General features: G+C 65.6%; 33 protein-coding genes. 28 read left to right on the top strand and 5 right to left on the bottom strand.

Annotated features, from left to right (window positions below):
* The first annotated feature begins 88 nt into the window (after nt 1-88).
* From fusA to SALA_RS14235, 26 genes are all read left to right on the top strand, one after another.
* The gene (fusA, locus tag SALA_RS14360) at nt 89-2,182 is read left to right on the top strand and encodes an elongation factor G (RefSeq protein WP_011543091.1); all 2,094 of its coding nucleotides are present in this window, start codon (nt 89-91) and stop codon (nt 2,180-2,182) included.
* Nucleotides 2,183-2,299: 117 nt separating this feature from the next.
* On the top strand, nt 2,300-3,493 hold the full coding sequence (gene tuf, locus SALA_RS14355; RefSeq protein ID WP_011543090.1) for an elongation factor Tu: 1,194 nt from the start codon (nt 2,300-2,302) through the stop codon (nt 3,491-3,493).
* Between the two features lie 148 nt (nt 3,494-3,641).
* Nucleotides 3,642-3,953, top strand: a complete 312-nt coding sequence (gene rpsJ / locus SALA_RS14350) for a 30S ribosomal protein S10 (protein WP_011543089.1) — start codon at nt 3,642-3,644, stop codon at nt 3,951-3,953.
* Nucleotides 3,954-4,267: 314 nt separating this feature from the next.
* Nucleotides 4,268-5,041 carry a 50S ribosomal protein L3 gene (gene rplC, locus SALA_RS14345; protein WP_011543088.1) on the top strand — a complete coding sequence of 258 codons (774 nt, stop codon included), beginning with the start codon at nt 4,268-4,270 and terminating at the stop codon, nt 5,039-5,041.
* A gap of 2 nt (nt 5,042-5,043) precedes the next feature.
* A complete protein-coding gene (gene rplD, locus SALA_RS14340) occupies nt 5,044-5,670 on the top strand; it encodes a 50S ribosomal protein L4 (protein ID WP_011543087.1) in 627 nt (208 codons plus the stop codon).
* On the top strand, nt 5,663-5,971 hold the full coding sequence (locus SALA_RS14335; RefSeq protein ID WP_011543086.1) for a 50S ribosomal protein L23: 309 nt from the start codon (nt 5,663-5,665) through the stop codon (nt 5,969-5,971). The genes rplD and SALA_RS14335 overlap by 8 nt, the downstream gene beginning before the upstream one ends.
* A 22-nt stretch (nt 5,972-5,993) precedes the next feature.
* Nucleotides 5,994-6,830 carry a 50S ribosomal protein L2 gene (gene rplB / locus SALA_RS14330; RefSeq protein ID WP_011543085.1) on the top strand — a complete coding sequence of 279 codons (837 nt, stop codon included), beginning with the start codon at nt 5,994-5,996 and terminating at the stop codon, nt 6,828-6,830.
* A gap of 3 nt (nt 6,831-6,833) precedes the next feature.
* Nucleotides 6,834-7,109, top strand: coding sequence for a 30S ribosomal protein S19 (gene rpsS, locus SALA_RS14325; RefSeq protein WP_011543084.1), 276 nt, complete (start codon nt 6,834-6,836; stop codon nt 7,107-7,109).
* Nucleotides 7,109-7,489 (top strand): 50S ribosomal protein L22, encoded by a 381-nt coding sequence (rplV, locus tag SALA_RS14320; protein WP_011543083.1) that lies wholly within the window; start codon nt 7,109-7,111, stop codon nt 7,487-7,489. Before rpsS ends, rplV begins: the two co-directional genes overlap by 1 nt.
* A gap of 1 nt (nt 7,490) precedes the next feature.
* Nucleotides 7,491-8,198 (top strand): 30S ribosomal protein S3, encoded by a 708-nt coding sequence (gene rpsC / locus SALA_RS14315; RefSeq protein WP_011543082.1) that lies wholly within the window; start codon nt 7,491-7,493, stop codon nt 8,196-8,198.
* A gap of 11 nt (nt 8,199-8,209) precedes the next feature.
* A complete protein-coding gene (gene rplP, locus SALA_RS14310) occupies nt 8,210-8,641 on the top strand; it encodes a 50S ribosomal protein L16 (protein ID WP_011543081.1) in 432 nt (143 codons plus the stop codon).
* A gap of 4 nt (nt 8,642-8,645) precedes the next feature.
* Entirely contained in the window at nt 8,646-8,849 is a 204-nt protein-coding gene (rpmC, locus tag SALA_RS14305) for a 50S ribosomal protein L29 (RefSeq protein ID WP_011543080.1), read from the top strand.
* Nucleotides 8,850-8,860: 11 nt separating this feature from the next.
* Nucleotides 8,861-9,127: a 30S ribosomal protein S17 gene (gene rpsQ / locus SALA_RS14300; protein ID WP_011543079.1), complete on the top strand. Its 267-nt coding sequence runs from the start codon at nt 8,861-8,863 to the stop codon at nt 9,125-9,127.
* A 68-nt stretch (nt 9,128-9,195) separates the two neighbouring features.
* On the top strand, nt 9,196-9,564 hold the full coding sequence (gene rplN / locus SALA_RS14295; protein ID WP_011543078.1) for a 50S ribosomal protein L14: 369 nt from the start codon (nt 9,196-9,198) through the stop codon (nt 9,562-9,564).
* 2 nt (nt 9,565-9,566) lie between these two features.
* On the top strand, nt 9,567-9,884 hold the full coding sequence (gene rplX, locus SALA_RS14290) for a 50S ribosomal protein L24 (protein WP_011543077.1): 318 nt from the start codon (nt 9,567-9,569) through the stop codon (nt 9,882-9,884).
* Nucleotides 9,877-10,455: a 50S ribosomal protein L5 gene (gene rplE / locus SALA_RS14285; RefSeq protein ID WP_011543076.1), complete on the top strand. Its 579-nt coding sequence runs from the start codon at nt 9,877-9,879 to the stop codon at nt 10,453-10,455. The genes rplX and rplE overlap by 8 nt, the downstream gene beginning before the upstream one ends.
* Nucleotides 10,456-10,508: 53 nt before the next feature.
* Entirely contained in the window at nt 10,509-10,814 is a 306-nt protein-coding gene (rpsN, locus tag SALA_RS14280; RefSeq protein ID WP_011543075.1) for a 30S ribosomal protein S14, read from the top strand.
* A gap of 12 nt (nt 10,815-10,826) precedes the next feature.
* Nucleotides 10,827-11,231 carry a 30S ribosomal protein S8 gene (gene rpsH, locus SALA_RS14275; RefSeq protein ID WP_011543074.1) on the top strand — a complete coding sequence of 135 codons (405 nt, stop codon included), beginning with the start codon at nt 10,827-10,829 and terminating at the stop codon, nt 11,229-11,231.
* Nucleotides 11,231-11,764, top strand: coding sequence for a 50S ribosomal protein L6 (gene rplF / locus SALA_RS14270; RefSeq protein ID WP_011543073.1), 534 nt, complete (start codon nt 11,231-11,233; stop codon nt 11,762-11,764). The genes rpsH and rplF overlap by 1 nt, the downstream gene beginning before the upstream one ends.
* Nucleotides 11,765-11,767: 3 nt before the next feature.
* Entirely contained in the window at nt 11,768-12,121 is a 354-nt protein-coding gene (gene rplR / locus SALA_RS14265; RefSeq protein ID WP_011543072.1) for a 50S ribosomal protein L18, read from the top strand.
* A 2-nt stretch (nt 12,122-12,123) separates the two neighbouring features.
* A complete protein-coding gene (gene rpsE / locus SALA_RS14260; protein ID WP_011543071.1) occupies nt 12,124-12,852 on the top strand; it encodes a 30S ribosomal protein S5 in 729 nt (242 codons plus the stop codon).
* A 4-nt stretch (nt 12,853-12,856) separates the two neighbouring features.
* Nucleotides 12,857-13,039 carry a 50S ribosomal protein L30 gene (gene rpmD / locus SALA_RS14255; protein WP_011543070.1) on the top strand — a complete coding sequence of 61 codons (183 nt, stop codon included), beginning with the start codon at nt 12,857-12,859 and terminating at the stop codon, nt 13,037-13,039.
* A 73-nt stretch (nt 13,040-13,112) separates the two neighbouring features.
* Nucleotides 13,113-13,640, top strand: coding sequence for a 50S ribosomal protein L15 (gene rplO, locus SALA_RS14250; protein WP_011543069.1), 528 nt, complete (start codon nt 13,113-13,115; stop codon nt 13,638-13,640).
* A 268-nt stretch (nt 13,641-13,908) separates the two neighbouring features.
* The gene (secY, locus tag SALA_RS14245; protein WP_011543068.1) at nt 13,909-15,282 is read left to right on the top strand and encodes a preprotein translocase subunit SecY; all 1,374 of its coding nucleotides are present in this window, start codon (nt 13,909-13,911) and stop codon (nt 15,280-15,282) included.
* A 47-nt stretch (nt 15,283-15,329) separates the two neighbouring features.
* Nucleotides 15,330-15,989 (top strand): adenylate kinase, encoded by a 660-nt coding sequence (locus SALA_RS14240; RefSeq protein WP_011543067.1) that lies wholly within the window; start codon nt 15,330-15,332, stop codon nt 15,987-15,989.
* Nucleotides 15,990-16,038: 49 nt separating this feature from the next.
* On the top strand, nt 16,039-16,743 hold the full coding sequence (locus tag SALA_RS14235) for a hypothetical protein (protein ID WP_011543066.1): 705 nt from the start codon (nt 16,039-16,041) through the stop codon (nt 16,741-16,743).
* Nucleotides 16,744-16,798: 55 nt separating this feature from the next.
* Here SALA_RS14235 and SALA_RS14230 read toward each other — a convergent pair whose 3' ends face one another.
* Complete coding sequence (locus SALA_RS14230) at nt 16,799-17,329, bottom strand: YceD family protein (RefSeq protein WP_011543065.1); 531 nt, start codon at nt 17,327-17,329, stop codon at nt 16,799-16,801.
* Complete coding sequence (locus SALA_RS14225; protein ID WP_011543064.1) at nt 17,326-17,856, bottom strand: ubiquinol-cytochrome C chaperone family protein; 531 nt, start codon at nt 17,854-17,856, stop codon at nt 17,326-17,328. The genes SALA_RS14230 and SALA_RS14225 overlap by 4 nt, the downstream gene beginning before the upstream one ends.
* A 169-nt stretch (nt 17,857-18,025) precedes the next feature.
* On the opposite strand from SALA_RS14225, the gene SALA_RS14220 reads away from it, so the two are divergent.
* Complete coding sequence (locus SALA_RS14220; RefSeq protein ID WP_011543063.1) at nt 18,026-18,511, top strand: outer membrane protein assembly factor BamE; 486 nt, start codon at nt 18,026-18,028, stop codon at nt 18,509-18,511.
* 109 nt (nt 18,512-18,620) lie between these two features.
* Here SALA_RS14220 and SALA_RS14215 read toward each other — a convergent pair whose 3' ends face one another.
* Nucleotides 18,621-20,885 (bottom strand): NADP-dependent malic enzyme, encoded by a 2,265-nt coding sequence (locus tag SALA_RS14215; RefSeq protein ID WP_011543062.1) that lies wholly within the window; start codon nt 20,883-20,885, stop codon nt 18,621-18,623.
* A gap of 433 nt (nt 20,886-21,318) precedes the next feature.
* Between SALA_RS14215 and mutS the strand changes: the two genes are divergently transcribed.
* Nucleotides 21,319-23,976, top strand: coding sequence for a DNA mismatch repair protein MutS (gene mutS, locus SALA_RS14210; protein WP_041383405.1), 2,658 nt, complete (start codon nt 21,319-21,321; stop codon nt 23,974-23,976).
* Here the strand turns inward: mutS and SALA_RS14205 are convergent.
* The gene (locus SALA_RS14205; RefSeq protein ID WP_011543060.1) at nt 23,973-24,908 is read right to left on the bottom strand and encodes a GNAT family N-acetyltransferase; all 936 of its coding nucleotides are present in this window, start codon (nt 24,906-24,908) and stop codon (nt 23,973-23,975) included. The two genes, mutS and SALA_RS14205, sit on opposite strands and share 4 nt — an antisense overlap.
* The gene (locus SALA_RS14200; RefSeq protein WP_011543059.1) at nt 24,905-25,516 is read right to left on the bottom strand and encodes a TetR/AcrR family transcriptional regulator; all 612 of its coding nucleotides are present in this window, start codon (nt 25,514-25,516) and stop codon (nt 24,905-24,907) included. The genes SALA_RS14205 and SALA_RS14200 overlap by 4 nt, the downstream gene beginning before the upstream one ends.
* Nucleotide 25,517: the final 1 nt, after the last annotated feature.

Genomic DNA, 25,517 nt, shown 5'->3' with positions numbered 1-25,517 from the left:
GGGCCTTTGGCCCGTCTCGCAAACGCAACAAAACTTCCTATATCGGGGGCGGCTCCAAAGGCTTCCCCCCAAATCCAAGGAAAAGACCATGGCACGCAGCCATCCGCTCGAACGTTATCGCAATTTCGGTATCATGGCGCACATCGACGCCGGCAAGACCACGACGACCGAGCGCATCCTCTATTACACCGGCAAATCCTACAAGATCGGCGAAGTCCATGACGGCGCCGCGACGATGGACTGGATGGAGCAGGAACAGGAGCGCGGCATCACCATCACCTCCGCCGCGACGACCTGCCTGTGGAAGGCCGATGAGGGCAAGGGCCCCGAACATCGCCTGAACATCATCGACACCCCCGGACACGTCGACTTCACGATTGAAGTCGAGCGCTCGCTTCGCGTCCTCGACGGCGCGGTCGCGGCGTTCGATGGCGTGGCGGGCGTCGAGCCGCAGTCGGAAACCGTGTGGCGCCAGGCCGACAAATACAAGGTTCCGCGGATGTGCTTCATCAACAAGCTCGACCGCACCGGCGCCAATTTCTATTATTGCGTCCAGACGATCATCGATCGCCTCGGCGCGACCCCGGCCGTCCTCTATCTGCCCATCGGCGCCGAATCGGACTTCAAGGGCCTCGTCGACCTCGTCAACGAACGCGCAATCATCTGGAAGGACGAAAGCCTCGGCGCCGAATTCTTCTATGAAGACATCCCCGCCGACCTCGCCGACAAGGCGGCCGAATATCGCGAAAAGCTCGTCGAACTTGCTGTCGAACAGGACGATGAGGCGATGGAAGCCTATCTCGAAGGCAATGTCCCCGACGTCGCGACGCTCAAGAAGCTGATCCGCAAGGGCACGCTCAATCAGGCGTTTGTGCCCGTGCTGTGCGGCTCGGCGTTCAAGAACAAGGGTGTCCAGCCGCTGCTCGACGCGGTCGTCGACTATCTGCCCTCGCCGCTCGACATCCCCGACGTGCAGGGCATCAACCCGACCACCGAACAGCCCGATTCGCGCGCGACGTCGGATTCGGCGCCGCTGTCGATGCTCGCGTTCAAGATCATGAACGACCCGTTCGTGGGCTCGCTCACCTTCGCCCGCATCTATTCGGGCACGCTGACCAAGGGTAGCTATCTGAACTCGGTCAAGGACAAGAAGGAAAAGATCGGCCGTATGCTGCTGATGCACGCAAACAGCCGCGAGGACATCGAGGAAGCCTTTGCCGGCGACATCGTCGCGCTGGCGGGCCTCAAGGAAACCACGACCGGGGACACGCTGTGCGCATCGAACGCGCCGATCATCCTCGAGCGGATGGAGTTCCCCGAGCCGGTGATCGAGCTGTCGGTCGAACCGAAGACCAAGGCCGATCAGGAAAAGATGGGTATTGCCTTGAGCCGTCTTGCGGCCGAGGATCCCTCGTTCCGCGTGTCGACCGACCATGAATCGGGCCAGACGATCATCAAGGGCATGGGCGAGCTTCACCTCGACATCCTCGTCGATCGCATGAAGCGCGAGTTCAAGGTCGAGGCGAACGTCGGCGCCCCGCAGGTGGCGTATCGCGAATCGCTCGCGAAGCCGGTCGACGTCGACTATACCCACAAGAAGCAGTCGGGTGGTTCGGGCCAGTTCGGCCGCGTCAAGGTCAGCGTCGCTCCCGGCGAACGCGGTTCTGGCATCACCTTCATCGACGAGATCAAGGGCGGCAACATCCCGCGCGAATATATTCCGTCGGTCGAAAAGGGCATGCGTGAAGCGGCCGAGAACGGGCATATGATCGGCTTCCCGATCATCGACTTCGAAATCCGTCTCACCGACGGTGCGTACCACGACGTCGACTCGTCGGCGCTCGCGTTCGAGATCGCGGGTCGCGCGGCGATGCGCGAAGTCGCGGCGAAGGCCGGCATCAAGCTGCTCGAGCCGGTGATGAAGGTCGAAGTCGTCACCCCCGAGGAGTTCATGGGCGACGTCATCGGCGACCTCAACAGCCGCCGCGGGCAGATTCAGGGCACCGACAGCCGCGGCAACGCCCAGGTGGTCGAGGCGATGGTCCCGCTCGCCAACATGTTCGGCTACGTCAACCAGCTGCGTTCCTTCACCCAGGGGCGCGCGCAATATACGATGCAGTTCTCGCACTATGAAGAAGTGCCGAACAACGTCGCCGAAGAAGTGAAGGCCAAGATGGCCTGACGGTAAGGCCGCGCGGGCTTGCACCGCGCGGCAAGACCTACTAAGGGCGGCGCCTGATTCAGCGGGCTCGTCCAGGACTGATCAACGCAAACACATCGAACAAGAAGGTTCAATATCATGGCCAAGGCTAAATTTGAGCGGACGAAGCCGCACTGCAACATCGGCACCATCGGTCACGTCGACCATGGCAAGACGTCGCTGACCGCCGCGATCACCAAGGTGCTCGCCGAAAACGTCGCGGGTAACGCCGCCGTCGACTTCGCGAACATCGACAAGGCGCCCGAAGAGCGTGAGCGCGGCATCACCATTTCGACCGCGCACGTCGAATATGAAACCGAAAGCCGCCACTATGCGCACGTCGACTGTCCGGGCCACGCCGACTATGTGAAGAACATGATCACCGGCGCCGCGCAGATGGACGGCGCGATCCTCGTTGTGTCGGCCGCCGACGGCCCGATGCCGCAGACGAAGGAGCACATCCTGCTCGCGAAGCAGGTCGGCGTTCCGACGATGGTTGTCTTCCTGAACAAGGTCGACCAGCTCGACGATCCCGAACTGCTCGAACTCGTCGAACTCGAAATCCGCGAAGAACTTTCGAAGCGCGACTTCGATGGCGACAATATCCCGATCATCGCCGGTTCGGCGCTCGCGGCGCTCGAAGGCCGCGACGACAATATCGGCAAGGACGCGATCCTGAAGCTGATGGCGGCCGTTGACGAATGGATTCCGCAGCCGGAACGTCCGCTCGACAAGCCCTTCCTGATGCCGATCGAAGACGTGTTCTCGATCTCGGGTCGCGGCACCGTCGTCACCGGCCGCGTCGAAACCGGCGTTGTCAAGGTGGGCGAAGAAGTCGAGATCGTCGGCATCAAGGACACCAAGAAGACCGTCGTCACCGGCGTCGAAATGTTCCGCAAGCTGCTCGACCAGGGCCAGGCCGGCGACAACATCGGCGCGCTGATCCGCGGCGTCGGCCGTGAAGAAGTCGAGCGTGGCCAGGTTCTGGCGAAGCCTGGCTCGATCACGCCGCACACCGAGTTCACCTCGGAAGTCTATGTCCTGTCGAAGGACGAAGGCGGTCGTCACACGCCGTTCTTTGCGAACTACCGTCCGCAATTCTACTTCCGCACCACCGACGTCACCGGCGAGGTCATCCTCCCCGAGGGCACCGAGATGGTCATGCCGGGCGACAACGTCCAGCTGTCGGTCAAGCTGATTGCCCCGATCGCCATGGACCCGGGTCTGCGCTTCGCCATTCGCGAAGGCGGCCGCACGGTCGGTGCAGGGGTTGTGGCGACCGTCACAAAGTAATATAGGGCCACGAGCCGCGCGATTCGGATCGATTCGCGCGGCTCGTAGCTTAAAGGTTTTCGATGGCCGATCCGACTTCCAGCGCGGAAGTCGGAGCCGGCCATTTCGGCTCTTTCGCATCGTTAGACGGGATTCGACTGGAACAGTCATGGAAACGCAGAATATTCGCATTCGCCTGAAGGCCTTTGATCACCGCGTGCTCGATCAGGCCACCACCGACATCGCCGACACGGCACGTCGCACGGGCGCACTCATTCGCGGTCCGATCCCGCTGCCGACGCGCATTGAAAAATTCACCGTGAACCGCGGCCCGCACATCGACAAGAAGTCGCGCGAGCAGTTCGAGGTGCGCACCCACAAGCGGCTGCTCGACATCGTGCAGCCCACCCCGCAGACGGTCGACGCGCTGATGAAGCTCGACCTTGCCGCGGGCGTGAATGTCGAGATCAAGTTGGCGTAAGGCCAACGTGCTCCGGACCTGGTCCGGAGCCCAGGGTAGAAGCGGCCGACCGGCCGCGCTGAAGCCGCCCTGGGTTCCTGCTTTTGCAGGAACACAACAGGTTTCGGAGGATACCGCCGGACGTCTTCTTCGGAAGAGATTTGGTCCGGGCTGCGTCCCCCGTCTCGCCGCCTTCCTTCGGGATGGCGGCACCTCAGCCCGGACGGGGCGACGCATCGAAATATGGGCTGGGAGGGTTCTCGTCGGACAGGTCCGACGGGGTCTCGCAAGCCGTGCGGAATGGTCCGCCCGGCCTCTGTTCAGGAGTATGGATCATGCGGACTGGCGTGATCGCGAAAAAAATGGGGATGACCCGCCTGTTTCAGGATGATGGCCGCCATGTGCCCGTCACCGTCCTGAGCCTTGAAGGCTGTCAGGTCGTTTCCGTGCGCGATAAGGAACGCGACGGCTATGTGGCCGTTCAACTGGGTGCCGGCACGGCGAAGGCGAAGAATGTCGCCAAGCCGCAGCGCGGCGCCTATGGCAAGGCCGAGGTCGAACCCAAGGCGAAGCTCGTCGAGTTCCGCGTCGCCGACGACGCGACGCTCGACGTCGGCGCCGAACTGTCGGCCGACCATTTCGTCGCCGGCCAGATGGTCGACATTCAGGGCGTGACGCAGGGCAAGGGCTTTGCCGGCGCGATGAAGCGCTGGGGCTTCGGCGGTATGCGCGCCACCCACGGCGTTTCGATCAGCCACCGTGCGCATGGTTCGACGGGCAACCGCCAGGATCCGGGCCGCGTCTTCAAGAACAAGAAGATGGCCGGTCACATGGGCGCGCGCAACCGCACCCAGCAGAATCTCGAAATCGTCCGCACCGATGCCGAGCGCGGCCTTCTCTTCGTCAAGGGTTCGGTCCCCGGATCGAAGGGCGGCTGGCTGCTCGTCCGCGATGCGGTGAAGCTGCCGCGCCACCCCGAGGCTCCCTATCCGGCGAGCATCAAGAGCGCGGCCAACACAAACACTGCCCCGGCTGACGCGCCGGTCGAAACGCCGGCCGAAGAGGCTGTCGTCGACACCGCGGCGACCGACGGCGCACAGGAGTCCTGATCATGAAGATCAAGGTTCAGACCCTCGATGGCAAGGCTGGCGCCGACATCGACCTTAACGACGACGTCTTCGGGCTCGATGCGCGTGCCGACATCCTGCACCGTGTCGTCGCCTGGCAGCTCGAAAAGCGCCGCGGCCCGGCCCGCGCCGCCCGCGAGCGCAGCGACGTCGCCCGCACCGGCAAGAAGTTCGGTCGCCAGAAGGGCGGCGGTACGGCGCGTCACGGCGACCGCCGGGCGCCGATCTTCATCGGCGGCGGCAAGGCGCACGGCCCGCGGGCCCGCACCTTCGGTCACTCGCTGAACAAGAAGATCCGCACCCTCGGCCTCAAGATGGCGCTGAGCGACAAGGCGAAGGGCGGCAAGCTCGTCGTCATCGACACGCTCGAGCTCAAGGACGCGAAGACCAAGGCGCTCGCCGGCAAGCTCGGCAAGCTCGACCTCGGCAAGCGCGCGCTGTTCATCGACGGGGACGCGGTTCACGAAAGCTTCGCGATGGCTTCGGCCAACCTGATCGGTGTCGATGCGCTGCCCGCGATCGGTGCCAATGTCTATGACATCGTCCGTGCCGACACGCTGGTCCTGACCCGCGCGGCGGTCGAAAAGCTGGAGGCACGCTGCAATGGCTAAGGCAAAAACAGTCGACGCACGGCACTATGACGTGATCCTCGCTCCGGTGATCACCGAAAAGTCGACGCTGCTCAGCGAAAACAACGCCGTGGTGTTCAAGGTCGCGCGCGACGCGACCAAGCCCGCGATCAAGGCCGCCGTCGAGGCGCTGTTCGATGTCAAGGTGGTGGGCGTGAACACGCTCGTCACCAAGGGCAAGACCAAGCGCTGGAAGGGCAAGCCCTACACCCGCAGCGACGTGAAGAAGGCGATCGTCCGCCTGGCCGAAGGCCAGTCGATCGACGTCACCACCGGCGTCTGACGGATAGGGGAAGGCAGAAAAAATGGCACTCAAATCCTATAATCCGACGAGCCCCGGACAGCGCGGCCTGATCCTCGTCGACAAGTCGGCGCTGTGGAAGGGCAAGCCCGTCAAGGCGCTGACCGAAGGCAAGCGCAAGACCGGGGGTCGCAACAACAAGGGGCATGTGACCTCGCGCGGCATCGCCGGCGGCCACAAGCAGAAGTACCGCTTTATCGACTTCAAACGTCGCAAGTGGGACGTGCCGGCGACCGTCGAACGGCTGGAATATGACCCCAACCGCACGGCGTTCATCGCCCTCGTCAAATATGAGGACGGCGAACTCGCCTATATCCTGGCGCCGCAGCGCCTGGCGGTCGGCGACACGATCGTCGCGGGCAAGAAAACCGACGTGAAGCCTGGCAATGCGATGGAACTCGCGCAGATGCCGGTCGGCACGATCGTCCACAATATCGAGATGAAGCCGGGCAAGGGCGGCCAGATCGCCCGTTCGGCCGGCACCTATGCGCAGGTCGTCGGTCGTGACCGCGGCCTTGTCATCGTGCGTCTCGGTTCGGGCGAACAGCGGTACATCCGCGGCGAGTGCATGGGCACGGTCGGCGCGGTGTCGAACCCCGACAACCAGAACACCAATCTGGGCAAGGCCGGCCGCAACCGCTGGCTCGGCAAGCGCCCGCTGACGCGCGGTGTCGCCAAGAACCCGGTCGATCACCCGCACGGCGGTGGCGAAGGCCGCACCTCGGGCGGTCGTCATCCGGTCACCCCGTGGGGCAAGCCGACCAAGGGCGCCCGGACCCGTCACAACAAGTCGACCGACAAGATGATCATCCGGTCGCGTCACGCGAAGAAGAAGAGGTAAGCCATGGCTCGCTCGGTCTGGAAGGGTCCGTTCGTGGACCTTCATCTCCTCAAGAAAGCCGAAACGGCCCAGGAAGGCGGCAGCACTGCCCCGATCAAGACCTGGTCGCGCCGGTCCACCATCCTGCCGCAGTTCGTCGGGCTGACCTTCAACGTCTACAACGGCCGCAAGTTCGTGCCGGTGTCGGTCAATGAAGACATGGTCGGCATGAAACTGGGTGAATTTGCGCCGACGCGCTTCTTCCCCGGCCACGCGGCTGACAAGAAGGGCAAACGCTAATGGGCAAGGAAAAGTCCCCCCGCCGCGTTGCGGACAATGAGGCGCTCTCGGTCGGCACGCAGATCCGCGGCTCGGCGCAGAAGCTCAACCTCGTCGCCGCGCTGATCCGCGGCCGCAAGGTCGAAGACGCGATGAACGTCCTCGCCTTTTCGAAGAAGGCGATGGCCGTCGACGTGCGCAAGGTTCTCGCCAGCGCCGTCGCCAACGCGGAAAACAACCACAATCTCGACGTCGACGCCCTCGTCGTCAAGGAAGCGAGCGTCGGCAAGTCGCTCTCGATGAAGCGCTGGCACGCACGCGGCCGCGGCAAGTCGACCCGGATCGTCAAGCCGTTCAGCCGCATCCGCATCGTCGTGCGCGAACAGGAAGAAGAGGCGTAAGATGGGCCAGAAGAGCAATCCGATCGGCCTGCGCCTGCAGGTCAACCGCACCTGGGACAGCCGCTGGTTCGCCGAAGGCGAAGACTATGGCCGCATGTTGGTCGAGGATCTGAAGATCCGCCAATATGTGTTCAAGGCCCTGCCGCAGGCGGCGATCTCGAAGGTCGTGATCGAGCGTCCCGCCAAGCTGTGCCGCGTGTCGATCTATGCCGCCCGTCCGGGCGTCATCATCGGCAAGAAGGGCGCCGACATCGAAAAGCTGCGCAAGAAGCTGGGCGAGATGACGGGCAGCGACGTGTCGCTGAACATCGTCGAAATCCGCAAGCCCGAAGTTGACGCCAAGCTCGTCGCGCAGGGCATCGCCGACCAGCTCGAACGCCGCGTCGCCTTCCGCCGCGCGATGAAGCGCGCCGTCCAGTCGGCGATGCGTCTCGGCGCCGAAGGCATCCGCATCAACTGCGCCGGCCGTCTGGGCGGCGCGGAAATCGCACGCACCGAATGGTATCGCGAAGGCCGGGTGCCGCTGCACACGCTGCGCGCCAATGTCGATTATGCCGAGGCCGAAGCGCACACCGCCTATGGCGTGTGCGGGATCAAGGTGTGGATCTTCAAGGGCGAGATACTGGGTCACGACCCGATGGCGACCGACCGTCTGATGCTCGATGCGCAGACGACGGGTGTCCGTCCGGCGCGTGAAGATCGCCGCTAAGGAACGCTGACATGCTGCAACCGAAAAAAACCAAGTTCCGCAAGGCTTTCAAGGGCCGCATCCATGGCAATGCCAAGGGCGGAACCAGCCTGAACTTCGGCTCCTATGGCCTGAAGGCGATGGAACCCGAGCGCATCACCGCGCGCCAGATCGAAGCGGCGCGCCGCGCGATCAGCCGCGCGATCAAGCGCCAGGGCCGCCTGTGGATCCGTATCTTCCCCGACGTCCCCGTGTCGTCGAAGCCGGCCGAAGTCCGCATGGGCAAGGGCAAGGGTTCGCCCGAATACTGGGCCGCCCGCGTCAAGCCCGGTCGCATCCTGTTCGAACTCGACGGCGTTCCCGGCCCCGTGGCCGCGCTGGCATTCGAGCGTGCGGCGATGAAGCTGCCGATCAAGACGAAGGTGATCGCCCGCCTCGGCGACACCTCGCACCTGGAGGGCTAAGGACATGGCCAAGACCGACGATTTCAAGGCCAAGACCGACGATCAGCTCGCCGAACAGCTCGGCGAACTCAAGCGCGAGGCGTTCAACCTCCGCTTCCAGGCGGCGACCGGCCAGCTCGAAAAGGCTTCGCGCGTCAAGGAAGTGCGGCGCTCGATCGCCCGCATCAAGACCGTGCAGACCGAGCGTGCGCGCTCGGCCGCGAAATAAGGAGACACGTCATGCCGAAGCGCATTCTGACCGGCACGGTGGTGTCCGACAAGGGCGACAAGACCGTCGTGGTGAAGGTCGAGCGGAAGGTGAAGCACCCTCTGTACGGCAAGATCATCCGCCGTTCGAAAAAGTATCACGCCCACGATGAGGACAACGCCATCAAGGCTGGCGAAACCGTCCGCATCGAGGAAACGAAGCCGATTTCGAAGCTGAAGACCTGGAAGGTGCTCGACAAGGTCGAAACCTCGACCAAGGCGAAAGCGGCCGAAGCCTGAGGGCTTCGTCAGATTTTCACGGAACCGCCGGGACGGCCCGGTAGGCCAAGGAAGAAGGAAATGCATCGATGATCCAGATGCAGTCACAATTGGAAGTCGCCGACAACAGCGGCGCGAAGCGTGTCCAGTGCATCAAGGTGCTGGGCGGGTCGAAGCGTCGCACCGCCGGCGTGGGCGACGTCATCGTCGTGTCGATCAAGGAGGCGCAGCCGCGCGGCAAGGTGAAGAAGGGCGACGTGCATCGCGCCGTCATCGTCCGCACCGCCAAGGATGTGCGCCGCGCCGACGGGTCGGTGATCCGGTTCGACAGCAACGCCGCCGTGCTCGTCAACAAGAATGAAGAGCCGATCGGCACGCGTATCTTCGGCCCCGTCGTCCGCGAACTGCGCGGCCGCGGCTATATGAAGATCATCAGCCTGGCGCCGGAGGTGCTCTGACCATGGCGAACAAGATCAAGAAGGGCGACACGGTCGTCGTCCTGTCCGGCAAGGACAAGGGCAAGACCGGTGAAGTGACGCAGGCGCTGCCGAAGGACGGCAAGGTCGTCGTTGCGGGCGTCAATGTCATCACCCGTCACCGCAAGCCGACCCAGCAGAACCCGCAGGGCGGTCTCGAACGCAAGGAAGCGCCGCTGTTCGCGAGCAAGGTCGCGCTGGCCGACCCCAAGACCGGCAAGCCGACGCGCGTTCGTTTTGAAACCAGGGACGGCAAGAAGGTCCGCGTGGCCGTGAAGTCCGGGGAGACGATCAATGGCTGACAATTACACCCCGCGCATGAAGAAGCTGTATGACGACAAGATCGTCAAGGCGATGACCGACAAGTTTGGTTATAAAAATGCGATGGAAGTGCCGAAGATCGAGAAGATCACCCTCAACATGGGTGTCGGCGAAGCCACGCAGGACAAGAAGAAGGTCGAAGCGGCCGCTGCCGAGATGGAGCTCATCGCCGGTCAGAAGCCCGTCGTCACCAAGGCGAAGAAGTCGATCGCGCAGTTCAAGCTGCGCGAAGGCATGCCGATCGGTTGCAAGGTCACGCTGCGCCGCGAACGCATGTACGAGTTCCTCGACCGGCTGATCACGATCGCGATGCCGCGCATCCGCGACTTCCGCGGCGTATCGGCGAAAAGCTTCGATGGCCGTGGCAACTATGCCATGGGCCTGAAAGAGCAGATCATCTTCCCCGAGATCAACTATGACCGCATCGACCAGGTGCGCGGCATGGACGTGATCGTCACCACCACCGCTCGCACCGACGAAGAGGCCCGCGAACTGCTCAGGCTGTTCGGCTTCCCCTTCCCGATCGAAGCGCAGGAAAAGGAAGCCGCCTGATCCCTTTCAAGGGACCAGGCAGGCTCTTTCAAGAAGGAAAGAGAACTTAAGTCATGGCGAAACTGAGTTCGGTGAACAAGAATGAGCGTCGCAAGAAGCTGGTGAAGAAATATGCCGGCCGTTATGCGAAGCTGAAGGCGATAGCCGCGGATAGCTCGCTCGACGATGGCGAACGGCTGATCGCGCGCCTCAAGATGGCGGAAATCCCGCGCAACGGCAACCCGACCCGCATCCGCAACCGGTGCGAGCTGACGGGCCGGCCGCGCGCCTATTATCGCAAGTTCCGGCTGTGCCGTGTGCAGCTCCGCGATCTGGCCAACAAGGGCCTGATCCCCGGCGTTGTGAAGTCGAGCTGGTAAGGAAGACGCAAGATGGCAATGACCGATCCTTTGGGTGATATGCTCACCCGCATCCGCAACGGCCAGCAGGCGAAGAAGGACAGCGTCCTGACGCCGGCTTCGACGCTGCGCGTCCGTGTCCTCGACGTGCTCCAGCGCGAAGGCTATATCCGCGGCTACAGCGAAGAAGCGCTGGGCGCGAAGGGCCAGCACAAGGGCATCCGCATCGAGCTGAAGTATTTCGAGGGCCAGCCGGCGATCCGCCACGTGGCCCGCGTGTCCAAGCCGGGCCGCCGCGTCTATTCGGGCTCGAAAGAGCTGCCGATCGTGCGCAACGGCCTTGGCATCACCATCGTGTCGACGCCGCGGGGCGTCCTGTCGGATGCCGAAGCCCGCGAGCAGAATGTCGGCGGCGAAGTGCTGGCGGAGGTGTTCTGATGTCGCGCATTGGGAAAAAGGCAGTCGAAATCCCGAGCGGCGTCACCGCCGCGATCGACGGCGGCCAGCTGTCGGTCAAGGGGCCGAAGGGCACGCTCGCGATGTCGCTGTCGGACAATATCAAATATGAAGTCGGCGACGGCAGCATTTCGGTGCAGCCCGCGAACGACAGCCGTGAAGCCCGCGCCTTCTGGGGCATGCAGCGCACACTGGTGCAGAATCTCGTCACGGGCGTGACCGAGGGTTTCACCAAGGTGCTCGAAATCACCGGTGTCGGCTATCGCGCCAACGCGCAGGGCAAGAATCTGAAGCTGCAGCTTGGCTACAGCCACGATGTCGATTTCGCGGTGCCCGACGGTATCGAGATCAAGACGCCGGACAACACGACGATCGAGATCAGCGGCATCGACAAGCAGCAGGTCGGCCAGGTTGCGGCGGAAATCCGCCGCTGGCGCAAGCCCGAACCCTATAAGGGCAAGGGCATCAAATATCGCGGCGAGTACATCTTCCGCAAAGAAGGCAAGAAGAAGTAAGCCATGGCACATCTTACCCAATTCGAAAAACGCCGCCAGCGCGTCCGCACTGCGCTCCGCCAGCGCGCCGCCGGGCGTCCGCGCCTGTCGGTGCACCGTTCGGGCCGCCACATCTATGCGCAGCTTATTGATGATGCCGCCGGCACGACGCTGGCCGCCGCCTCGACGCTCGACAAGGATGTCCGCGGCAAGACGGGTGCGACCACCGCGGCGGCTGCCGATGTCGGCAAGCGCCTTGCCGCCGCCGCCAAGAAGGCGGGCGTGACGCAGGTCGTGTTCGACCGTGGCGGCTTCCTGTTCCACGGGCGCATCAAGGCGCTGGCCGACGCGGCGCGCGAAGGCGGATTGGAGTTCTAATCATGGCAGACGAAAACAGCACCGGTCCGGGCAACCAGCCCGAAGCGACCCTGGCCCCCGAAGCCACCAACGCCGAAGTCACGAGCCAGGCACCGCGTCGCGGTCGTGGCGGTGGCGGCCGCGATGGCGGCCGTGGCGGGCGTGACGGTGGCCGTGGTCGCCGCGACGACCGTCGCCCGCGCGATGAGGATGGCGGCGAAGAGCTGATCGAAAAGCTCGTCCACATCAACCGCGTGTCGAAGACGGTGAAGGGCGGCAAGCGCTTCGGTTTCGCCGCGCTCGTCGTCGTCGGCGACGGCAAGGGCCGCGCCGGTTTCGGCCATGGCAAGGCGCGCGAAGTGCCCGAAGCCATTTCGAAGGCGACCGCTGCCGCGAAGAAGGCGATGATCCGCGTTCCGCTGCGCGACGGCCGCACGCTGCACCATGACGGTCGCGGCCACTTCGGCGCCGGCAATGTGACGCTGCGTTCGGCGCCCGCCGGGACCGGCATCATCGCCGGTGGCCCGATGCGCGCCGTGTTCGAATCGCTGGGCGTTGCCGATGTGGTGACCAAGTCGGTCGGCACCTCGAACCCCTATAACATGATCCGCGCGACCTTCGAGGCGCTCGGCGAACAGACGAGCCCGAAGTCGGTCGCGCAGCGCCGCGGCAAGAAGGTTTCGGACCTGATCAAGCGTGGCGGTGCGTCCGACCGCGCAGCCGAGGCCGAAGCCGCGGCGGTGACGGAGTAAGACGATGGCCGACAAGAAGATCAAGATCCGCCAGATCGGTTCGCCGATCCGCCGTCCGAAGGACCAGCGCAAGATCCTGACCGGCCTCGGCCTGGGCAAGATGCACCGCGAGGTCGAACTGGTCGACACGCCGGAGGTGCGCGGCATGATCCGCAAGCTTCCGCACATGGTCGAGGTGATCGACTAACACGGAATACGCCCTCCCCTGAAGGGGAGGGGCTTTATCCATAGCGCGAACATAGCGAAAGCGAGTGCAAGACATGACGATCAAGCTTAACGAACTGCGTGACAACAATGGCGCCCGCAAGGGCCGGATGCGCGTCGGGCGCGGCATCGGCTCGGGCAAGGGCAAGACCGCCGGCCGCGGCCAGAAGGGCCAGAAGGCGCGCAGCGGCGTCGCGATCAACGGCTTCGAGGGCGGCCAGATGCCGCTCCACATGCGTATCCCGAAACGCGGCTTCAACAATATCTTCGGCAAGGATTTCGCGATCGTCAATCTGGGCATGGTCCAGAAGCTGATCGACGCGAAGAAGCTCGACGCCAAGGCGACGATCGACCACGCCGCGCTCAAGGCCGCTGGCGTCGCCCGCGGTGGCAAGGACGGCGTCCGCCTCCTCGCCAAGGGCGAACTGACCGCCAAGGTGACTTTCGCGGTCGCGGGCGCGTCGAAGGGCGCGATTGAAGCGGTCGAAAAGGCCGGCGGCAAGGTCGAACTGCCCGAAGCCAGGCCCGAAGGCGACGGCAAGAAGGCGACGCGCAAGGCCGAAGCGGCTGCCAAGAACGCCTGATTTAAGGCAAAGGGTGGTTCGCAGCACGAACCGCCCTTTGTTATTTTAAGACCGATATTTCCCGTTCGTGTCGAGCGAAGTCGAGACACCCATCGGAACGGCATAGGGTCGAGGGGCATCTCGACTTCGCTCGATGCGAACGGATAGATGGGGCCTGCAAGGGCCGCGTCTGTAAATAGGCCTTTCCCCTTGCGCTTCGCGATCGGCGAACGCACATAGGCGCCGGGTCGCGGGGGGCGCGGCCCGGATATCCTCGAGGAAAACACCCATGGCCTCTCGCGCCGACCAGCTTGCTTCCAACCTCAATTTCTCGAAATTCGGTCAGGCGACCGAACTCAAGAACCGCATCTGGTTCACGATCGGCGCGCTGATCGTCTTTCGCTTCCTGTCGTTCGTGCCGCTTCCGGGCGTCGACCCCGTCGCACTGGCGAACCTCTATTCGCAGGCCGCCTCGGGCGGCGTGCTCGACATCTTCAACACCTTCTCGGGCGGCAGCCTCGAGCGCATGAGCATCATCGCGCTCGGCGTCATGCCCTATATCACCGCGTCGATCGTCGTGCAGCTCGCCGCGGCGCTTTCGCCCAGCCTTGCCGCTCTCAAGAAAGAGGGCGAAAGCGGGCGCAAGAAGCTCAACCAATATACGCGCTACGGCACCGTCGTGCTCACCGCGGTCCAGGGCTATTTCATCGCCGTCGGTCTCGAAACGCTCGGTGCGTCGCAGGGGATCGCCGCGGTCGTCGATCCCGGCATGATGTTCCGCATCGGCGCCGTCATCTCGATCGTCGGCGGCACGCTGTTCCTGATGTGGCTCGGCGAACAGATCACCAGCCGCGGTATCGGCAACGGCGTCTCGCTCATCATCATGGCGGGCATTCTCGCGCAGCTTCCGCGCAGTTTCGCGCAGATGTTCACGCAGGTGCGCGAAGGGTCGATGGGCGGCGGCACCGTCGTCGCGGTGATCGTCGGCGGCATCGCCATCATCGCCTTCATCAGCTTCATGGAGCGGGCGCAGCGCCGCGTCCTCGTCCAGTATCCGAAGCGCGCGACGCAGCGCGGGGTGATGCAGGCCGATCGCAGCCACCTGCCATTGAAGGTCAACACCGCGGGCGTCATCCCGCCTATCTTTGCCTCGTCGCTGCTGCTCATGCCGCTCACCGTCACGCAGATGATGGGCAATAATGTCCAGGGCGATACCGCGTGGGGCGATTTCCTGATCACGCTCAATCAATATCTCGCGCACGGCCAGCCGCTCTATATGGCGCTCTATGCCGCAGGCATCATCTTCTTCTGCTTCTTTTACGTCGCGGTCGTCTTCAACCCCGAAGAAACCGCCGAGAATCTGAAGAAGCAGAACGGCTTCATCCCCGGCATCCGTCCGGGCAAGAACACCGCCACCTACCTCGACTTCGTGCTGACGCGCATCACGGTGATCGGCGCGGCCTATCTCGCGGTCATCTGTCTGGTGCCGGAGTATTTCATCGCCCAGTCGGGGCTGCCTTTCTACCTCGGCGGCACCAGCCTGCTGATCATCGTCAATGTGACGATCGACACGATCAGCCAGATCCAGAGCCACATGCTCGCGCATCAATATGGCGACCTGATCAAGAAGGCGAAATTGAAGGGTGGCGTTGCGCGGCGCTGACGGCTTCGTTAGGGCAGGCGGCAACACGCAGGGGACAGGGGCCTTTCATGACGCTCAATATCATTCTGCTCGGCCCGCCGGGGGCAGGCAAGGGAACGCAGGCATCGCGGCTCGAGGATGAGCATGGCATGGTCCAGCTGTCGACCGGCGACATGTTGCGCGCCGCGGTCAAGGCGGGAACCCCCATCGGGCTTCAGGCCAAGGCGGTGATGGACGCGGGCGAGCTGGTCTCGGACGCGATCGTGTCGGGGCTGATCGGCGAGCGGCTCGACGAACTCGGTCCCGATGTTTCGGTGATCTTCGATGGCTATCCGCGCACCGCGGCACAGGCCGACGCGCTCGACGGCATTTTGTCGGCACGCGGGCGCACGCTCGACCATGTCATCGAACTCGTCGTCGATGAGGATGCGCTCGTCGATCGCATCACCGGCCGTTTCAGTTGCGCCCGGTGCGGCGAGGGCTATCACGACCGCTACAAGCTGCCCAAGGTCGCCGACATCTGCGATGTTTGCGGGTCGAAAGAGTTCAAACGCCGTCCCGACGACAATGAGGACACCGTGCGCACACGCATGGTCGAATATCGGGCGAAGACCGCGCCGATCCTGCCGATCTATGAAGCGCGGGGCATCGTCACCCGGGTCGATGGCATGGCGCCGATCGACCGGGTCAACGACGCGATCGAAACGATCCTCGGCACCGCTGGCTAGCCAGCCCTGCCGCTGCCCGTTATTGAGGGGGCAAGGGGGGAAATGCTTGATGGCAATTTCGGGATATTTTGCAGGTGTCGCCGCATTGGCCGCGCTTGCGTTCGCGCCCGCGACCAACGCCAAGGTCATCGACCAGAGCGAAACCGGCTTCACCGTCGCGCACACGGCGCAGGTCGCCGCGGCGCCCGCCGATGTGTGGAAGATGCTGCGGATGCCGCAGAGCTGGTGGTCAAAGGATCATAGCTGGTCGGGCGATGCGGCGAACTTCTGGCTCGACTCGCAGGCCGGGGGCTGCTTCTGTGAAAAATTGCCGGACGCCGACGCCGGGCTCGGCAGCGTCCAGCACGCGCGCATCCTTTTTGCGCGGCCGAACGAGCTGCTCCGCCTCTCGGGCGCCTTTGGCCCGCTGCAGGGCGAGGCGCTGAACGCCACGCTGACGATCCAGATCAAGGAAACCCCGACGGGCAGCGCGCTGCGCTTCGACTATGTCGTCGGGGGCTATATGCGCTTCAAGGTCGCCGACATCGCGCCCGCGGTCGACCGGGTGATCGGCGAGCAGCTGCGCGGGCTGGCCGAGGCGCTCGGCGGCGCGCTGCCGCCGACACGCGACGAAAAGGCGGCGGAGGAGGCCGACGCGCCTGACGCCGAAGTCCCCGCGGCGAAGGATGAACCCGGCGATGAATCGGGCCTCGACGCCGCGGTCGCCGATCTGGTTGAGGAAGACGCGAAGCCGAAGCCCGACAAGCGCCGTTAGCGATTACCGTTTGAAAGCGACCGTCGCCCCCCGCCTTCGCGGGGGGCGACGGTTTCTAACCGCCGGGTTTGCCGCGCAATTTGGCAAGCGCCGCGAAGGGCCCCGCCGCTTCCTCGCTGAGCACGCCCTTTTCGCCAAGGATGCGGTCGGCGTCGCGATGGCGCGGAAAGGGGTCGAGCGCGAGCGACAGCGTCTGCACCGCGGCTTCGCCCAGATCGGCGCGGTCGCCCTCGAGCGGCAGCAGGTCGAGCTCGTCGCGGCCGATTTCAATCTCTTCATCCTCGCCCACCGGGGCATCGACGTCGCGCAGGAAGCGCAGGTCGAAGCGCTCGGCGATGCCCGCGGGGACGGGCAGCGCGGTCGCGGCGCACGCCTGCACGACCTTGGCCCTGATCTCGCCCGTCGCCGCAAAGCCCCCGGCGACGGCGCGCAGGCTGGCGGTCAGCGCAAAATGATCGAGCGCGATCAGGCCGAGCCGCCCGGCGATCCGCGCGCGCGCGCCAGCGTCGGCCTCGACCGCGATGTCGCGGCCATGCGCTGCGTCGGCGAGCGTGACGACCAGCGAAAACTCGGGTGCGGCGCTCAACCTTGCGCTCCGGGCAGGCGGTCGGTGGCGACCAGTTCGGCGACCGGCATCGCGGCAAGCGCGCCGCGCAGCGCCGCTACCGCGGCCATCACATGCGTCAGCGCCGCGTCGTCCGGCGCCTTGCCGCGCCACAGGTTGCGGATCAGCGCCGCGCGCAGCGCGTCCGATCCGTCGGGCGCGCGATAGGCGCCGAGACGTCCGCCGAGCGCCCCCATCATCCGCCCGACCTGCTTGCCGACGACCATGTCGCCAAAGCCGATCTGGCGCATCTGCCCGTCCATGTCGCTCACGAACAATTCGGTGAGCTGGACACCGGCAAGCGCCTGTTCGGGGTCGTCGTCGATGCGGTGCAGCACCAGCGCCGTCACCAGGCTCACCATGTCGAACCGGCCGTCGAGTGTGTCGGGAACGCCGCCTTCGACATACCAGTGCGGCGCGCGCGCGGTGGCGACCACCGCATTCCACAGCGGGCGGCGCGCCTCACGCGGGTCGGGATCGGATCGGAACCATTTGCGTAAGGAAAACATCGCCGCTGCTTAGGTGCATTCGCGCTGCGCGAAAAGGGGCGCCGGTCAGCTTGTGGCAAGCTTTGCCGCGGCACAAGCGGCTTGTGCGCGATCGCCGCTTGCGGTTAAGAGGCGCGAGAGCCAGCGCCACCGCCCGACGCAGCGGCGGACCGGCGCAACGGAGATTGATATGCCGAATGCGATTCCTGCCTTTTCCGCCCCCCGCGCGCGCCTCGTCCTCCTGGGCCTTGCCGCCCTGCTCGCAACCAGCGGTTGCGCGCAGCTCAAGGGGCGGCAGGGCTATGTCGTCGATCCGGCGCTGACCGAGGCGATCACGCCGGGGGTCGACAATCGCGAATCGGTCGAACGCACGCTCGGTCGGCCCACTTTCGTCGGCCAGTTCGGGACCGGCGAATATTATTATGTGTCGCGCGAAACGCGCCAGCTTGCCTTCGCCAAGCCGCGGCCGATCGCGCAGCAGGTGCTGCGTATCCGGTTCGATGCCGCGGGCAATGTCGCCGCAGTCGACCGCACCGGGCTCGAACTGGTGAGCAAGATCAGCCCCGAAGGCGACAAGACGCCGACGCTCGGCCGCGAGCGCAGCTTCTTCGAGGATATTTTCGGCAATATCGGCGCCGTCGGCGCGCCGGGTGCCGGGGCGCCGACGGGGCCGTAAATCCTGGAAACGGATTAGAGCCGTCGCCCCCGCGAAGGCGGGGGCCGCTGGCGGCCTTGCGCTACCCCGATAACGGTCCCCGCCTTCGCGGGGGCGACGCGCCCTTATGCTATTGCGCGATCCCGCCCGCGGCGAGCACGGCCAGCGTTACCAGGTCCGATGCGGTCGACGCCATCGTCGCGACCTGCACGGGATGTTCCATACCGACCAGCATCGGGCCGATCACCGCGCCGCCGCCGAGTTCGCGCAGCAGCTTCGCCGACAGGTTCGCCGATTGCAGCCCCGGCATCACCAGCACATTGGCGGGCCCCGACAGGCGGCAGAAGGGATAGTTTTTCATCACCTTGGCATTCAGCGCGACGTCGGGCGCCATTTCGCCTTCATATTCGAAGGCGGGCTGGCGCCGGTCGAGGATCGCGACCGCCTCGCGGATATTCTCCAGCCAGCTCCCCTCGGGGTTGCCGAAGGTCGAATAGGACAGGAAAGCGACGCGCGGTTCGTGCCCCATCCGCCGCGCGACCTGCGCGGTGCGTTCGGCGATGTCGGCGAGCATTTCGGCCGATGGACGCTCGTTGACCGTCGTGTCGGCCATGAAGATGGTGTGATGCTGGTCGACGAGGACATGGATGCCGAACGGCGTCTTGCCCTCGGCATGGTCGATCACGCGGCGGATTTCGCGCATCGTCTGCGAATAGGTGCGCGTCGTGCCGGTGATCATCGCATCGCCCAGCCCCATTTTGAGCAGCAGCGAGCCAAAGATGTTGCGGTCGCGGTTGACCATCCGTTCGACATCGCGGCGCAGATATCCGCGGCGCTGGAGCCGCTCGTAGAGCATGTCGACCATCGCGGGGACATGCGGCGAATTGACGCTGTTGTGGACCTCGAAGCTTTCGGCGTCGGCGACGCCCATCGCGCGCAGCTTGTCGTGCAGCCCTTCGCGCCCGACGAGCACCGGTGTGCCGTAACCGCCGTCGCGGAACTGGATCGCGGCGCGCAGCACGGTTTCTTCTTCGCCCTCGGCAAAGACGACGCGCTTCGGGTTGGTCCGCGCGGCTTCATAAGCGAGGGTGAGCACCGAGGTCGTCGGGTTGAGCCGCGCGCGCAAGGACGTGCGATAGGCGTCGAGATCGGCGATCGGTTTCTGCGCGACGCCCGTCGCCATCGCCGCCTTGGCGACCGCGGCGGGAACGATTTCCATCAACCGCGGGTCGAAGGGCGAGGGGATGATATATTCGGGGCCAAAGCTCGACGCGCGCCCGCCATAGGCCGCGGCGACCTCTTCGGGCACCTGCTGGCGCGCGAGGTCGGCGATTGCATAGGCCGCGGCGATCTTCATCTCCTCGTTGATCGCGGTCGCGTGGACGTCGAGCGCGCCGCGGAAGATGAAGGGGAAGCACAGCACATTATTGACCTGGTTCGGATAGTCCGAGCGCCCCGTCGCGATGATCGCGTCAGGTCTTGCTGCACGGGCATCTGGCGGCGAGATTTCGGGATCGGGGTTCGCCATCGCAAAGATGATCGGCGCCGGCGCCATGTCCTTGACCATCTCGGGCTTCAGCGCGCCCGCGGCGGAGAGGCCAAGGAACACGTCGGCGCCGACCAGCGCTTCGGTCAGGTCGCGCGCCTCGGTCGGGACGGCGTGGGCGGACTTCCACTGGTCCATGCCCTCGGTACGGCCCTGATAGATCGTGCCCTTGCGGTCGCACATGATGACATTTTCGTGGCGTACGCCCATCGATTTGATGAGCGAGGTGCACGCGATCGCCGCCGCCCCTGCGCCGTTGACGACGACCTTGACCGTCGCGAGGTCGCGCCCGGTCAGGTAACAGGCGTTGATCAGCCCCGCGGCGGTGATGATCGCGGTGCCATGCTGGTCGTCATGGAACACCGGAATGTTCATCCGCTCTTTCAGCGCGGCCTCGATGATGAAACAATTGGGCGCGGCAATGTCTTCCAGGTTGATGCCGCCAAAGCTCGGCGCGAGCAGTTCGACCGCCTCGATGAAACGCTGCGGGTCTTCGGTATCGACCTCGAGATCGATCGAATCGACGTCGGCAAAGCGCTTGAACAGCACCGCCTTGCCTTCCATCACCGGTTTCGACGCGAGCGCGCCGAGGTTGCCGAGCCCCAGGATCGCGGTCCCGTTCGAGATGACGGCGACCAGATTGCCCTTGATCGTATAGTCATAGGCCCTGGCGGGATCTTCGGCGATCGCTTTCACCGGCACCGCGACGCCGGGCGAATAGGCAAGGCTCAGATCGCGCTGCGTCGCCATCGGCTTCGACGCGACGATCTCGATTTTCCCCGGTCGGCCATGTTCGTGGTAAAGCAGGGCCTCGCGGTCGGAAAACTGCACCTTGCTACCGCCGTCCATATTCAATCCTCTCATATGATCCACAAGATGCGCGCCCGAGCCTTTCCCCTAACGCGACCTCGCGAAAATGTAACCGCCAATGTTGGGTGTGGGTGGCGAAGGGGAGGATAGTCGATCGTCGTCACCCCGGACTTGATCCGGGGTCCATAACGACGGTGCAGCCATGGATCCCGGGTCAAGTCCAGGATGACGAAGGGCAGGAAGCGACCGGAAGAGGACATAGTGGCTCTCTCCCCTTCAGGGGAGAGATACGCAGGCTTGCCAGCTTGCTGGCTAGCCGGAGTTGAGAGGGGTTTGGATGGTCCCCCTCTCCCAACCCTCTCCCCTGAAGGGGAGAGGGCTTTATGGCAGCTCCCCCACCCCACACCCGCCATTCCAGCCTCATCTCCCCTCCGACCTTGCCATGCCGCCCCCAATCACTAAGCAGGGGGCGATGGCCGCCACCGCTCCCCGTCCCGCCAACAGCAACGCCGCCGCGTCCGGCGCGACGCCGATGATGGCGCAGTACTGGGCCCTGAAGGAGAAGGCGGGCGACTGCCTGCTCTTCTATCGGATGGGCGATTTTTTCGAGCTGTTCTTCGACGATGCCAAGGCGGCCGCGGCGACGCTCGACATCGCGCTGACCTCGCGCGGCGAACATGACGGACAGCCGGTGCCGATGTGCGGGGTGCCGGTTCACGCCGCTGAATCCTATCTCGCGCGGCTGATCCGCGCGGGGCACCGCGTCGCGATCGCCGAGCAGGTCGAAACGCCCGCCGAAGCCAAGGCGCGCGGCGGGTCGAAGGCGCTCGTCGCGCGCGACATTGTGCGCTTCGTCACCGCGGGCACGCTGACCGAGGAAAGCCTGCTCGAAGGGCGCAGCGCCAATCGCCTCGCCGCGCTGGCAGAGGTCGGCGGCGAGCGCGAGGTGGCGATCGCCGCCGCCGACATCTCGACCGGGCGGTTCGAGGTCGTCACGGTGCGCCCCGATGCCGTTGACGCCGAACTCGCGCGGCTGGCGCCGTCCGAACTGCTGCTCAGCGAAAGCGCCGAAGACCTGCCGATCTCGTCGGCGCGGCAGGTCGTGCGTCGTCCGGCGTCGGACTTTGCCAGCACCGCCGCACAGAAACGGCTCGAAGCATTTTTCGGCGTTCGGACGCTCGACGGCTTCGGCCAGTTTTCACGCAGCGAAATCGCCGCGATGGGCGCGCTGCTTGCCTATCTCGACCATGTCGGGACCGGCGGCCCGACTTTCCTCCAGCCGCCGGTGCGCCACCTTGCGTCGGACCGCATGGCGATCGACGCCGCGACGCGCGAAAGCCTCGAACTCGTCCGCACGATGGCCGGAACGCGCGAGGGCAGCCTGCTCGGCACGATCGACCGTACCGTCACCGCGGCGGGCGCGCGCCTGCTCGCCGACGATCTTGCGAGCCCGCTCACCGACCGCGCGGCGATCCTCGACCGGCTCGATCTCGTCGATGCGCTCGCGCAAGATGCGCTGTGGCGCGGCGATTTGCGCGCGGCGCTCCGTGCGCTGCCCGACGCCGGGCGCGCGCTGGGGCGCCTCGTCGCGCGGCGCGGCGGCCCGCGCGATCTGGCGCAGTTGCGCGACGCGCTCGGCGGCGCGCGAAGCTTGCGCGAACGGCTCGCGCGGCGCGCCGACCTGCCGCCGCTGCTCGCGCGCCTGCTCCCCGGCCTCGACGGCCATGGCGCGCTCGTCGACGAGCTGACGCGCGCGCTCGTCGAAACGCCGCCGGTCGATGCCGCGCAGGGCGGCTATATCGCCGAAGGTTACGATCATGCGCTCGATGCGCTGCGCGAAACCGCGCGCGACGGGCGCAAGGCAATTGCGGCGCTGGAAGCCGAATATCGCGACCGCACCGGCATCGCCTCGCTCAAGATCCGTCACAATGGCGTGCTCGGCTATCATGTCGAGGTGCCCGCGAAGCACGCCGACGCGCTGATGGCGGAGGGGAGCGGCTTCACCCACCGCCAGACGCTCGCGGGCGTCGTGCGCTTCAACTCGGCCGACCTGCACGACGCGGCGATGCGCGTGACGCAGGCGGGGGTCCATGCGGTCGCCGCCGAGGCCGCGCATCTCGAAGCGCTGACCGCAGCGGCGGTGGCGCGGCGCGAGGCGATCGCCGCAAGCTGCGACGTGCTCGCGCGCCTCGACGTCGCCGCCGCGCTCGCCGACCATGCGATGAGTCACAATTGGTGCCGTCCCGACCTTGCCGACGTGCCCTGTCTCGAGGTCGTCGGCGGTCGGCATCCGGTGGTCGAGGCGGCGCTGGCCAAGGCGGGCGAACGCTTTGTGCCCAATGATGTCTCGCTGTCGGAAACCGACCGGCTTTGGCTCGTCACCGGGCCGAACATGGGCGGCAAATCGACCTTCCTGCGCCAGAATGCGGTGATTATCGTGCTCGCGCAGGCGGGCGGTTTCGTTCCGGCGGCATCGGCGCGGCTCGGACTCGTCGACCGGCTGTTCAGCCGCGTCGGCGCGAGCGACAATCTCGCGCGCGGACGCTCGACCTTCATGGTCGAGATGGTCGAGACGGCGGCGATCCTCGCGCAGGCGACCCCCGACAGCTTCGTCATCCTCGACGAGGTCGGGCGCGGCACCTCGACCTATGACGGGCTCGCGCTCGCCTGGTCGGTGGTCGAGGCGGTGCATGAAGTGAACAAGTGTCGATGCCTGTTCGCGACCCATTATCACGAGCTGACACGCCTCGCCGAAACGCTGGACGCGCTCTCGCTCCACCATGTCCGCGCGCGCGAATGGCAGGGCGATCTCGTCCTGCTCCACGAGGTTGCCGCGGGGCCAGCCGATCGCAGCTACGGCCTCGCCGTCGCACGCCTCGCAGGCGTTCCCCCCGCGGTCGTCAAGCGCGCCGAAACGGTGCTGGCAAAGCTAGAGGCGGGGCGCGAGAAAACCGGCGGCCTCGCCGCGGGGCTCGACGATCTGCCGCTCTTCGCCGCGACGCTCGCCGAGGCCCCGGTGGCCGCAAGGGACGCACTCCGCGACGCGCTCGCCGCCATCGACCCCGACGCGCTCACCCCGCGCGACGCGCTCGATGTGCTCTATCGCCTCAAGGACATTGCGCGCTCCTAGCGCCAGTCGTCGATCACGAAACAATCGGGGCGATTGAACCCCGGTCGGTCGGGCTGCTGCATCGCGACACCTTCGATCATCGGAGCAAAACCTGCGTCGACCATCATCCGCAGCGCTTCGTTGCGCGCGGCGTTGACCCCTGCAATCAGCCGTGCTGCGCCCGCGGATGCGGCAAAGGCGTCGCAGGTGTCGATCAGGCGGGCAAAACGACCGGATGCGCCGGCGCCGGGGCGGACCGCGCCAAACTTGACATAGGCGGCGTCGCTGCCTGCCTCGCTGCCCGCGCCGACATGGCAGACGGCAAAGCCCGCCAGCCCCCCGTCGTCATGGAGGAACAGCGTATCGCCGAGGCGCTGCACCGCCACGGCGGCGATCTCGCTCGAGAGGTCCAGACCCGGCTCGATCGCGGCGGTGAGCGCCTGCGCCGCCAGCATCGCGCTCGCGAACGCATCGGCATCCATCGCCGACGCCCGTGCGGCGGTGCCCTTTGTCGCGCCCGTTCCACGCACCATCACCCGGGTCGGGGCCTGGCGGACAAAACCGAACTTGCCATAAAGGCTGATATGCTTGGCACTGTCGGGAAAGGTAAACAGTCCGCGCTGAGCAATGCCCCAGCGGTCGAATGCCTCCATTGTCGCCGCGACCAGCCGGCTGGCGATGCCTCTGCCCCAATGGTCGGGATGGATGGTCAGCGGACCGAAGAAGCCGAAGCGGCCCCAGCGCGCCGCGAGGTTCGAACCGACGAGTTCGCCATCGATATAGGCGCCGAAGCTCGCCTCGGGCGCTGCCCGCCAGCGCGGCGCGACGAGCGTGGCGTCGCCCATGAACTGTACCGGATCGGGAAGGCCGAGAAAGGTGCCGAAGGCAAGGCGGAAGATCCGGTCGGCGGTGGCCAGGTCGCCTTCGCCGAGCGGCGCGATGTCGACGATCATTTGCTCTTGCTCCGGGACTGTTTCATGGCCACCTCGACGAGCGCGCCGATCGCCCACGCCTTGACCGCGCGCGCTTCGGCATCGCCTAGTTGCAGCACATCCTTGCAGGCGATGAAGGCTTCGGTTCCGACGAGCAGGCCGAGCGCCTTGGCCAGCCGGTCGTGCGCGGCGGGGGCGAGTGTCTCCGCAAGTGGTTCGAGCGCCGCGTCAATCAGCGCTGCGCGGCGATTCTGTCGCAGCGGCACACTGCTCGCCTTCTCGCGCGTGGCGCTGCGTTCGAGCGTATGCGCGAGCATCAGCCGAAGCGCCGATTCATTGGCGCACACCATGTCGTGAAGCGCCGTGTCGACGCGCTGCGCGCGCGCCACCGGGTCTGCGGGCGCCGCAGCGTCGAAGAGCGTCGCGGGCTCGGGCACGGCGATGTCGAGCGCGGCTTCGCGCAGCAACGCCTCGACGTTCGGAAAATAGCGATAGGCGGTCGCGCGCGCGACGAGCGCTTCGGCGGCCACTTCCTCGAGCGTCGGCATCCGCCCTTCGTCGATCAGCCGCGCCGCCGCCTCGAGCAGATCCTTGCGCGTCCGGCGGCGCTGGTTTGTGCGAATCCCCATG

This window comes from Sphingopyxis alaskensis RB2256 (genome assembly GCF_000013985.1).
Classification (GTDB): domain Bacteria; phylum Pseudomonadota; class Alphaproteobacteria; order Sphingomonadales; family Sphingomonadaceae; genus Sphingopyxis; species Sphingopyxis alaskensis.
The sequence above is the reverse complement of the archived record's forward strand: the minus strand, read 5'-3'. Positions and strand labels throughout refer to the sequence as shown.